The following is a 9,556-nucleotide window of genomic DNA, read 5'->3' as shown; positions in this document are numbered from 1 at the left end:
ATTGGACCTGCGCTTTCCCGTCCTGCCGCCCGAGGGCGCCGCCGCGCTGGAGGCCGCGCGGGTGCAGTTGGAGAGCGAGGCGTAACGCCGGCGGCCGTTGGGATCCGTCCATAGGCGCCCATTCCGCCTGTCTTAGTGCCTGCATGGTGCCCACCGCCGGACTCGAACCGGCACGGATTACTCCCGCGGATTTTAAGTCCGCTGCGTCTACCATTCCGCCAGGCGGGCATGATCCCAGAAGTATCCTGGTGGGACACTAAGCGCCAGTCTGTCGTCCTCTCACAATCCGCACGCGATATCCAGCGCCATCCGCAGCAGGTTCTCGCTCGCCTCCGGCGTCCGGAACGCGCTGTGCGCCGACAGGGTCACGTTCTCCAGAGTCGTCAGCTCATGCCCGGCCGGCAGGGGTTCCGTGTTGAACACGTCCAGCGCCGCGTGCCGCAGGTGCCCCGACCGCAGCGCCGCGATCATCGCCGCTTCGTCGACGATCGCGCCCCGCGCCGTATTCACCAGCACCGTCCCCGGCCGCAGCTTCGCGATGCGGTCCGCCGACAGGAACCCCCGCGTCTCATCGTTCAGCAGCAGGTGGACCGACAGGACCTGGCTCTCCGCCAGCAGCGTATCCAGGTCGACGAACGTCACGCCCTGTGCGGTCTTGGGCGAGCGGTTCCAGGCCAGCACGCGCATGCCCGATCCGGCGGCGATGCGGGCGACCTCGGCCGCGATGCCGCCGAAGCCCAGCAGGCCGAGGGTCTTTCCGGTCAGTTCCATCCCCTCGGCACGGATCCAGTGGCCGGCGCGCATCCCGCCGTCCATCCGCGCCAGGCCGCGCGCCGCCGCCCACATCAGGGCGATCGTGTGTTCCGCGACGGCCGTGTCGCCATAGCCCTTGATGATGTGGACCGTGATGCCGATGTCCGCCAGCTCCTCGGGGTTCATGTAGCTGCGCGCGCCGGTGCCCAGGAAGATGACGTGCTTCAGGCTCTTGCAGGCCTTCATCGCCCGTGTCGGCAACTGGGTGTGGTCGTCGAAGATGAAATCATAGCCGGCGGTCATCGCCGCCAGCTCCTCGGGTGCGATGGCGCCGCGTTCGACCACGTCCATCGGTGGGTCGGTCGGGCGGACGACGCGATGGAAGACGGCGGCCAGATCGTCGACCGCATCCAGAAAGAGACCGTTCATCGCACCTAACTCCCTGACACCAATCTGCCACAACTCTGCGCAACGATCATCCGAGCGGCAAGCGGCCACCGCGGATCGGCCGCGACTGTGATACGATGCAATCCGGATGCCGCGCCCAGCCCCGATCGTTCCCCGCTTTTACCCCGGCGAACCGGCCCCCTCCGGACGCAAAGGGTCCGGACGCAGGGGCTCCGCTCGCAAGGACTCCACACGCAAAGCGTCGGCACGCCGCCGGCGCGTGCTGGGGTGGCTGGTGCGCTGGAGCATCATCCTCGGCGTCTGGGGCAGCCTCGCCGTCGTGCTGGTCGTCCTCTGGTTCTGCCGCGACCTGCCTCGCCCCGAATCCGCCCTCGACGCCGTCCGCCGTCCCAGCCTGACGCTGCAGGACCGGTCGGGGCACGTCATCGCCAACTACGGCGACCTTGTGGGCGAGCCGCTGCGCCTCAACCAGTTCTCCCCGTTCCTGCCTGCCGCCGTCGTCGCGGTGGAGGACCGGCGCTTCTTCGAGCATCCCGGCATCGACCTGATCGGCATGGCGCGTGCACTGTGGGTGGACGCGATGGCCGGCCGCGTCGTTCAGGGGGGATCCACCCTGACCCAGCAGGTCGCCAAGACGCTGTTCCTGACCAATGCCCGCACGGTCGGGCGCAAGGTGCAGGAGCTGTTCCTGACGCTATGGTTGGAGCGGCATTTCACCAAGGACGAGATCCTCGAAATCTACCTCAACCGCGTCTATCTCGGCGCCGGCGCCTGGGGCATGGATGCCGCCGCTCGGGTCTATTTCGGCGTCTCCGCCCGGCATGTGACGCTGGCGCAGGCGGCGGTGCTGGCGGGACTGCCGCGCGCGCCGTCACGCTTCAACCCGCGCGTCAATCCGCAGGCGGCCGTCGCCCGCGCCAAGGAGGTGCTGGCCGCGATGGTCGCCAACAACGCGATCACCGAAGCCCAGGCCCAGGCCGCCGCAGCCCGGATCACCTTCCCGCCCAATCCGACCTCGCCCGGCTGGTTCGCCGACTGGATCGCCGACAGGTCCGAAAGCCTGCTCGCACCCGGCGTGGACGCGACGCTGCGCACCACGTTGGACGCCCGCGACCAGGCCGTGGCGGAAACGCGGCTGTCGGCGCTGCTGGCCGGTCCCGGCGCCGCCGTCAACGCCACCCAGGGTGCGGTGGTGATGCTCGATGCCGCGACGGGTGCGGTGCGTGCCATGGTGGGCGGACGCAGCTACCGTGACGGCCCGTACAACCGTGCGGTACTGGCGCGGCGGCAGCCGGGATCGGCGTTCAAGCCCTTCGTCTGGCTGAACGCGCTGGAAAACGGGATGACGCCGGAAGACACGGTGCTCGACGCACCGATCAGCGTCGGCACCTGGCACCCGATGGATTTCGAGCGCCACTACCTGGGCGAGATCACGCTGGAGGAGGCGCTGGCACAGTCGATCAACACCGCCTCCGTCCGCCTGCTGCTGAAGTTCGGCGGCCCGCGCGCCGTCGCGGCCACCGCCGCGCGGTTGGGCATCGGCGACAAGCTGCCGGGCAACGCGACCCTGGCGCTGGGCACCGGCGAGGTCGGGCTGATGGAACTGACCGCCGCCTACGCACCGTTCTTCAACGGCGGGCGCCGGGTCACGCCGTTCGGGCTGGACCAGATGGAAACGCCGCCCGAACAGGTCATCCCGCCCGAGGAGGCGAACATGATGGCCCGGATGCTGGCCGCCGTGGTCAATCGCGGCACCGCCCGCGCGGCGGCCATTCCGGGGCAGTTCGTGGCCGGCAAGACAGGCACGACGCAGGACTCGCGCGACGCCTGGTTCATTGGTTTCGTACACAACGACCTGATCGGGATCTGGCTGGGCAACGACGACGGCCAGCCGATGAAGAACGTCATGGGGGGCACCCTGCCCGCCCGGCTGTTTCACGACATCGCTGTCGGGACCGAATGACGCCGACCGGCGTCGATCCCATCCTTCCGCGGCACGCCTTGAAAGTCCCCGCCGGCCCCCGATCTATCCTCGGGTGCGAGGAAGGAGGTACGCCGATGGCGCGCTCCAGTTCTATCATGGTCCTTGTTCTGCTGACCCTGACCGCCGCCCCGGCCGTGGCCCGAGACACCGGCGATCGTGCCAATGGCAACGACTACCAGCCGACACCGTCCGAGGTTCGCCCCGCGGAGCGGCAGGCCGGCGTGACGCCCACGCAGGCCCAGGAACAGAAGGAAAACCGGGAGGTCGAAGCCATCGACCGCCGCCTGCTGCGGCAGGAGGGGATGGGCACGAAAAGCCTTCCCGATTTCACGCAGAATCCGTCGGTCCCGTAACGCGCCCGCCAGTCAACCGACCGCGTGTGAGGCGAGGTCGATGTGGAACTGATCGACCTGCGTCACTTGCGGCGGGCCGCCGACATTGTAGGGGGCCGAGAAGTAGGTGCCGGTGATGGTTTTTGCGCCAACCTCGATGCGCAGGAAACCGAAATTGTCCTGGTCGTATTGTTCCAAGGTCAGGCCGTCGTCGAGCGTGAGCGGCGCCTCGGGAAATGCGCCATCGATCTTGTGCAGCTTGCCCAGCTTGGTGTAGCCGCCGGCGCCGGCAACGATGCAGGGGACCGTCACCGGCCCGTCGCCGCCTTGGACGGTGACGGTGAAGCGCTGGTAGTTGTGCACATGGCCGGAGAGGACCAGGTGCGGATAGCGCCCCACCGCCTCGAAGCTGTCGAACAGGACCTTGTGCACGATCGTGCTGCCGGAATGCTCCGTATCGCCGGAATAGGGCGGATGGTGCACCGCGACCACCAGCGCCAGGTTCGGGTCCGCCGCCTTCAGTTCGCTTTTGAACCAGGCGATCTGCTTGTCGTCGAACGCGCCCTCGATTTCGCCGACGTTCGAGAACAGGCCGATGATGGTGGCGAACGGCGTGGTGAACGTCCAATAGACGTTGGGCAAGTCCATTTGAGTCCGAGCGGAAGATGTCTTTAGGGAGCCAAGTTGATGTGGGTCCTTTGACATGAAGTTCTTGACCCAACCGTCGAGCGGGACCTTGTCGGGGTCGACCGGTCCGTCCTGCGGGTCGTCGGGCTGGCAATCGTGGTTGCCGGGAATGGAGACGATGAAGCCGGGATAGTCCTTGTACGTCTCATAGAAATTGTCGCCATACATGTCGATGTCGCCGGCGAAGTAGACGACGTCCCCAAGATGATAGAAGAACGCCGGCTTCTTGTTGTCCGCCTGTGCATTGGCGTCGTCGGTCATCATCTCGGCGACGAAGTCCTGGACACGGCCGCGGAAGTCGCCCGTGTCGCCGACGGTGTGGAACACCATGCTGCCGGCGGTCTTGATGTGGCCGATGTCCTCGGCGGACAGGAACCGCGACAGGTCATAGCGATAGGGTGCGGCCGCGTTCGGCGTCGGCAGCGGTTGGAAGGGGAAATGCGGATCGACGAATTTCTGCTTGGCCTGGACGGGAAAGTGGCCGGGCTGGGACGGGACGTGGGTCTGACGGCTGCCCGTCCCGCGGCCGGTCGCGTGGGTGTTTCGGCTCATGGCTGTCTCCCTTCAATGCCGAGGCGGACGGAGGGCGTCCGGATCGCGGTCGGCTTGGAACGACGCTGTCGGGTTGCTCAGTCGCGCCCCTGCGCGGGTGTCATCGGACTGACATTTTACTTGGGGACACATTATCGTTTGTTATCGATAACGGTAGGGCGTGGGCACGGCCGCGGTCAAGTGAATATTCCGCGGCACCGGCAGATGCCCATCGCGGTCGGAAGAAGCGGACTATCCGCGGACTTCTCTCAACCACCGCCGTCAAGTCGTCGACGGCCGACTTCCGCCGGCCGGCAGGACAGCCTCGCGGCCCCTTATCTCAACGCCGACCCGCTTGCATCAAACCCCGCCCCAGACATCCCGAGCGACCTCGACGCAGCGTTCCAGCTTGCGCCACTGCTCGTCTTCGGTCAGCGTGTTGCCTTCCTCGGTCGAAGCGAACCCGCATTGCGGGGACAGCGCCAATTGTTCCAACGGCAAGTATTTCGCCGCTTCGTCGATCCGCCGCTTCAGCGCGTCCGTCGTTTCCAGTTCGCCGGTCTTGCTGGTCATGATCCCCAGCACCACGATCTTCCGGCCACGCGGCACGAAGCGCAGGGGCTCGAAACCGCCGGCCCGGTCGGTATCGTATTCCATGAAATACGCATCCGAATCGATCTGGTTGAACAGCACCTCGGCCACCGGTTCGTATCCGCCCTTGGCCACCCATGTGGAGCGGAAATTGCCCCGGCAGAGATGCATGGAGATGGTCATCCCGGCCGGCTTGCCGGCGATCGCCTCGTTCAGCATGCGCGCGTAGATGCCCAGCAGGTCTTCGACATGCTCGCCCCGCGCCTTCAGCATGGCGATCTGTTCGGGATCGCACAGATAGGCGATGTTGACTTCGTCCAGTTGCAGGTATGTGCACCCGGCCTCCCCGAACGCCGCCACCGCCTTGCGGTAGGCGGCGCCGAGGTCATCGAAGAACGGGGCAAGCGTCGGATAGACGGCCGCGTCGATCGCGTCCCGTCCGCCCCGGAAATGCACGACCGAGGGCGACGGGATGGTCTGCTTCGGCACCGCAGTCTTCACATGCGACTTCAGGTAGGCGAAGTGGTCGATCATCACCGGTTTCGACCAGGCGATCCGGCCGTTCACCCGCAGCTTGTGTCCCAACGGCACGCCGCCCTGGAACTGGATCTTCTGCTCCGGCTCATAGATCTCGACACCGTCGAGGCCGGCGACGAAATCATAGTGCCAATACGCACGCCGATACTCCCCGTCGGTGGCGGCACGCAGGCCGATCGCCTCCTGCCTGGCGATCGCCTCGGCGATGCAGCGGTCCTCCACCGTCTTCAGGGCATCAGCCGGCAGTTGCCCGGCCTTCCATTTCGCTCGTGCCTCCTGCAACAGTTTCGGGCGCAACAAGCTGCCGACGTGATCGGCTCGGTATGGCGGCGACGTCATGCTGGCTCTCCTGCGATGCGGCGGGTCCAGGCCAGCACTGCCTGCACCACGGCCTCGGGCTGCTCCGGGATCAGGGCGTGGCTGGCGTCCTGGATCAGCACGACGGTGACGCGGTCCGCGCCGAGGTCGTCGCGTATCCCGTTCCGCGTCTCGGCCGGACGCCACGGATCATGCTCCGCCTGGATATCGAGCACGGGCGCCGATCCGGCCGTCCACCAGTCCGTTACGGGCGTGGCCGCGCTGGCGGCACGCTGGGCCTTCGCGGCGTCCGGATGCCAGTTGTCCAGCCAGGACGCCGGATCATGGTCCGGGGCGAAAAAGGCCACGCGCAGCGCCGCCAGCCGCACCGCGTCGGGCAACGCGACGTCGACGCATTTCGCCAGTTCCTCACGCAGTGCCGGATTGGCCGATTTCGCCGCGGCAGCGGCCAGGATGACGCCGCGCACCAGGTGCGGATGATCGGCGGCGACGCTGCGGCCGATCCATTGGCCGAAAGCATGGCCCAGCACGAAGGCCGGCCCACCGGCCAGGCGTTCGATCGCCAGCGCCACGTCGCGCGCGAAATCGTGCAGCGTCAGCCCCGTCATCGGCCCGGTGCTGCCCGCCATGCCGCGCGGCTGCGGCCGCAGCACGCGGTAGCCGACGGCGGCGAAGCGTTCGGCGATGTCGTCGAAATCGAGCGAGTCCCGCGACGACGACGGCAGCAGCACCAAAGCCGGCGCCGGACCCGTATGGGTTTCGTCGATCACCGTCACGATCGATACGGTGCCGTCTTCGACGGCAAGCTGGCGGCGCATCGTCATCCTCCCGTTGATGTCCAGCGCATTAGCGCCGTGTAGCCGAACGGTCCAGTCCAGGACTTGCCGAAGGGCAAGATGGCGCGCAGTCTCGCGGCAAGCAAATTAGGGAGGGACCGCAATGGCCAAAGTCAACGGCGCCACGCTGATGGCGCGCAGCCTCAAGCAGCAGGGCGTCGAGTATATGTTCGGCATCGTCGGCTTCCCGGTGCAGCCGATCGCCGCCGCCGCGCAGGAGGCCGGCATCCGCTATATCGGCATGCGCAACGAGCAGTCGGCATCCTATGCCGCGCAGGCGGTCGGCTACCTGACCGGCCGGCCGGGGGCCGCGCTGGTCGTCTCCGGCCCGGGCGTCGTGCATGGGCTGGCGGGGCTGGCGAACGCGCAGCAGAATTGCTGGCCGATGATCCTGATCGGCGGCGCCTCGGCCACCTACCAGAACGGCATGGGCGCGTTCCAGGAGGAGCGGCAGGTCCAGATCGCCTCCCCGTTCTGCAAGTTCGCCCATGCGGTCGAGCATGTGCACCGCGTCCCGTTCTATGTCGAAATGGCCACGCGGTATTCGATCTACGGCCGGCCGGGCGCGACCTACCTGGACATGCCCGACGACATCATCCTGGGCGAAGTGGACGAGGAAAAGGTCCACCAGGCCGCCACAGTTGCCGATCCGCCGCGCATGCAGGCGCTGGACGCGGATGTCGAGCAGGCGCTGAACGTGCTGGAATCGGCCGAACGCCCGCTGGTGATCGTCGGCAAGGGCATGGCCTGGTCCCGCGCCGAGGACGAGGTGCGCAAATTCATCGAACGCACCCAGGTGCCGTTCCTGGCCTCCCCCATGGGCAAGGGCGTGATGGACGACAGCCACCCGCTGTCGGTGGGCGCCGCCCGCTCCCACGCGTTGCAGGAAGCCGACGTCATCGTCCTGCTGGGCGCGCGCCTCAACTGGATCATGCATTTCGGCCTGCCGCCCCGGTTCAACAGGAACGTGCGGATCGTGCAGGTCGACATCGCGCCGGAGGCGATCAGCCAGAACGTGCCGGCCGAGGTCGGGCTGGTGGGCGATGGCCGCGCGATCGTGGGGCAGATGAACAAGGCGCTGGCGAACCGGCAGTGGTTCTATCCCAAGGACACGCCCTGGCACGCCGCCATCGCCGAGAAATCGGCCGCCAATGCCAAGCAGATCAAGCCGATGGCGGACGACGACAGCCATCCGATGAACTATTACCGCGCGTTCAAGGACATCAGCGCCTGGCTGCCCCAGAATGCGGTGATCATCGGCGAGGGCGCCAATACGATGGATATCGGCCGCACCCAGATGCCGAACAAAGAGGCTCGGGTTCGGCTGGACGCCGGCAGCTATGGCACGATGGGCATCGGCATGGGCTTCACGATCGCCGCCGCGGTGGTGCATCCGGACCGGCCGACCGTGTCGGTGTCCGGCGATTCGGCGATCGGCTTCTCGGGCATGGAGATCGAGACGGCCTGCCGCTACAACCTGCCGGTCAAGATCGTCGTGCTGAACAATGGCGGCATCGGCGGCGGGGTGGGGCCTCTGCCCGACGACAAGACCAAGATCCCGCCGCGGGCGCTGATCTGGGGCGCGCGCTATGACAAGATGATGGAGGCATTCGGCGGCAGGGGTTGGCATGTCGAGGACCCGACGAAGCTGCGCGGCGTGCTGGACGAGGCGATGGCGTTCAAGGGCCCGGCGCTGGTCAACGTGCTGCTGAACCCCGAAGCCGGCCGGAAGCCGCAGAAGTTCGGCTGGCATACGTCATAGGGATGCCCAATAAGGATGCCCAGGGTGCGGGACCTATCGTCCCGTGTCCGCGTCCATCGCCGACCGCAAAATCCGGTTGATCTCGGTAACTCGCTTTGTCGGGCTTTCTTGCACCGGCCGCTCCTTGGGGATGCCGATCACCCGGATCAGGGTCTCGTCGTCGGGACCGGATAGGCGCATGTCCTAATACCCCCCGGGCAGCACCACCACCGTCGGCGCCGCCGGCAGCGTCTCCCGCGATAACCGCATCGCCGGCGTCTTGCGCACGTCGATCGCGTATTTCCCCCGTTCCAGGTCCAGGAACCGGTCCAGCACGTCCGTCGTGAAGTAATGCATCGGCAGCACCACCCGCGGCTGCAACTGCTCCACCACCGCGGCGGCGTCCTGCTGGCTCATGGTCCAGAGCCCGTCGACCGCCACCATCACCACGTCGATGCGTCCCAGCGCGTCCAGGTCCTTGGGCTCCAGCAGATGATGCAGGTGCGACAAATGAGCGATGCACAGCCCGCCCGTCTCGAACACGAAGATCGAGTTGCCGTACCGCTCCGTGCCGCCGTCCCAGGTGCGGATATTGGTCGCCAGGTTGGTCACGTGCATGTCCCCGACGGTCAGGTCGATGACCGGCATCGACCCGTCCTCGGACCAGCCGTGCAGCACATGGGGAATACGCGGATCGGGGTGCAGCGTGAAATGCGTCGAATGCGCGTGGTTCATCGTCGCGATGTCCGGCGGCGCGTCGGGGATGTTGACGCCGTTATAGTCGGTGACCGCGCGCACGCCGCCGGGCGAGACGATCTCGAAGCTCGCATGGCCCAGG

Annotated in this window: 9 protein-coding genes and 1 tRNA gene; 3 read left to right on the top strand and 7 right to left on the bottom strand. The window is 67.0% G+C overall.

Features of this window, described 5'->3' with window-relative positions; genetic code table 11:
* Positions 1-144 precede the first annotated feature (144 nt).
* Both VHB27_RS13540 and VHB27_RS13535 read right to left on the bottom strand, forming a co-directional pair.
* A tRNA-Leu gene (locus VHB27_RS13540) sits at positions 145-228 on the bottom strand.
* 51 nt (positions 229-279) lie between these two features.
* Positions 280-1,182, bottom strand: a complete 903-nt coding sequence (locus VHB27_RS13535) for an NAD(P)-dependent oxidoreductase (protein WP_325601235.1) — start codon at positions 1,180-1,182, stop codon at positions 280-282.
* 238 nt (positions 1,183-1,420) lie between these two features.
* Between VHB27_RS13535 and VHB27_RS13530 the strand changes: the two genes are divergently transcribed.
* Together VHB27_RS13530 and VHB27_RS13525 are read left to right on the top strand one after the other, a co-directional pair.
* Complete coding sequence (locus VHB27_RS13530; RefSeq protein ID WP_325601233.1) at positions 1,421-3,124, top strand: transglycosylase domain-containing protein; 1,704 nt, start codon at positions 1,421-1,423, stop codon at positions 3,122-3,124.
* 95 nt (positions 3,125-3,219) lie between these two features.
* Positions 3,220-3,498: a hypothetical protein gene (locus tag VHB27_RS13525; RefSeq protein ID WP_325601231.1), complete on the top strand. Its 279-nt coding sequence runs from the start codon at positions 3,220-3,222 to the stop codon at positions 3,496-3,498.
* A gap of 12 nt (positions 3,499-3,510) precedes the next feature.
* Here the strand turns inward: VHB27_RS13525 and VHB27_RS13520 are convergent, their stop codons facing one another.
* The 3 genes from VHB27_RS13520 to VHB27_RS13510 all read right to left on the bottom strand — a co-directional run bounded on the left by VHB27_RS13520 (position 3,511) and on the right by VHB27_RS13510 (position 6,959).
* The gene (locus tag VHB27_RS13520; protein ID WP_325601229.1) at positions 3,511-4,716 is read right to left on the bottom strand and encodes a metallophosphoesterase family protein; all 1,206 of its coding nucleotides are present in this window, start codon (positions 4,714-4,716) and stop codon (positions 3,511-3,513) included.
* Positions 4,717-5,055: 339 nt separating this feature from the next.
* Complete coding sequence (locus VHB27_RS13515; RefSeq protein ID WP_325601227.1) at positions 5,056-6,162, bottom strand: 5-methyltetrahydropteroyltriglutamate--homocysteine S-methyltransferase; 1,107 nt, start codon at positions 6,160-6,162, stop codon at positions 5,056-5,058.
* Positions 6,159-6,959 carry an alpha/beta fold hydrolase gene (locus tag VHB27_RS13510; protein WP_325601225.1) on the bottom strand — a complete coding sequence of 267 codons (801 nt, stop codon included), beginning with the start codon at positions 6,957-6,959 and terminating at the stop codon, positions 6,159-6,161. The genes VHB27_RS13515 and VHB27_RS13510 overlap by 4 nt, the downstream gene beginning before the upstream one ends.
* A gap of 121 nt (positions 6,960-7,080) precedes the next feature.
* Here VHB27_RS13510 and oxc point away from each other — a divergent pair, with 121 nt between their 5' ends.
* Positions 7,081-8,739 (top strand): oxalyl-CoA decarboxylase, encoded by a 1,659-nt coding sequence (gene oxc, locus VHB27_RS13505; protein ID WP_325601223.1) that lies wholly within the window; start codon positions 7,081-7,083, stop codon positions 8,737-8,739.
* 33 nt (positions 8,740-8,772) lie between these two features.
* Here oxc and VHB27_RS13500 read toward each other — a convergent pair whose 3' ends face one another.
* Positions 8,773-8,919, bottom strand: coding sequence for a hypothetical protein (locus VHB27_RS13500; protein ID WP_325601221.1), 147 nt, complete (start codon positions 8,917-8,919; stop codon positions 8,773-8,775).
* 3 nt (positions 8,920-8,922) lie between these two features.
* On the bottom strand, positions 8,923-9,556 hold a 634-nt coding region (locus tag VHB27_RS13495; RefSeq protein WP_325601219.1), incomplete at its 5' end, for an MBL fold metallo-hydrolase.

Source organism: Rhodopila sp., from assembly GCF_035548235.1.
Classification (GTDB): domain Bacteria; phylum Pseudomonadota; class Alphaproteobacteria; order Acetobacterales; family Acetobacteraceae; genus Rhodopila.
The sequence above is the reverse complement of the archived record's forward strand: the minus strand, read 5'-3'. Positions and strand labels throughout refer to the sequence as shown.

Excerpts from the sequence above, each read along its gene's own strand:
- VHB27_RS13515 (WP_325601227.1), bottom strand. The coding sequence starts at position 6,162 with ATGACGTCGCCGCCATACCGAGCCGATCACGTCGGCAGCTTGTTGCGC.
- VHB27_RS13535 (WP_325601235.1), bottom strand. The coding sequence starts at position 1,182 with ATGAACGGTCTCTTTCTGGATGCGGTCGACGATCTGGCCGCCGTCTTC.
- VHB27_RS13500 (WP_325601221.1), bottom strand. The coding sequence starts at position 8,919 with ATGCGCCTATCCGGTCCCGACGACGAGACCCTGATCCGGGTGATCGGC.
- VHB27_RS13525 (WP_325601231.1), top strand. The coding sequence starts at position 3,220 with ATGGCGCGCTCCAGTTCTATCATGGTCCTTGTTCTGCTGACCCTGACC.
- VHB27_RS13520 (WP_325601229.1), bottom strand. The coding sequence starts at position 4,716 with ATGAGCCGAAACACCCACGCGACCGGCCGCGGGACGGGCAGCCGTCAG.
- VHB27_RS13510 (WP_325601225.1), bottom strand. The coding sequence starts at position 6,959 with ATGCGCCGCCAGCTTGCCGTCGAAGACGGCACCGTATCGATCGTGACG.
- oxc (WP_325601223.1), top strand. The coding sequence starts at position 7,081 with ATGGCCAAAGTCAACGGCGCCACGCTGATGGCGCGCAGCCTCAAGCAG.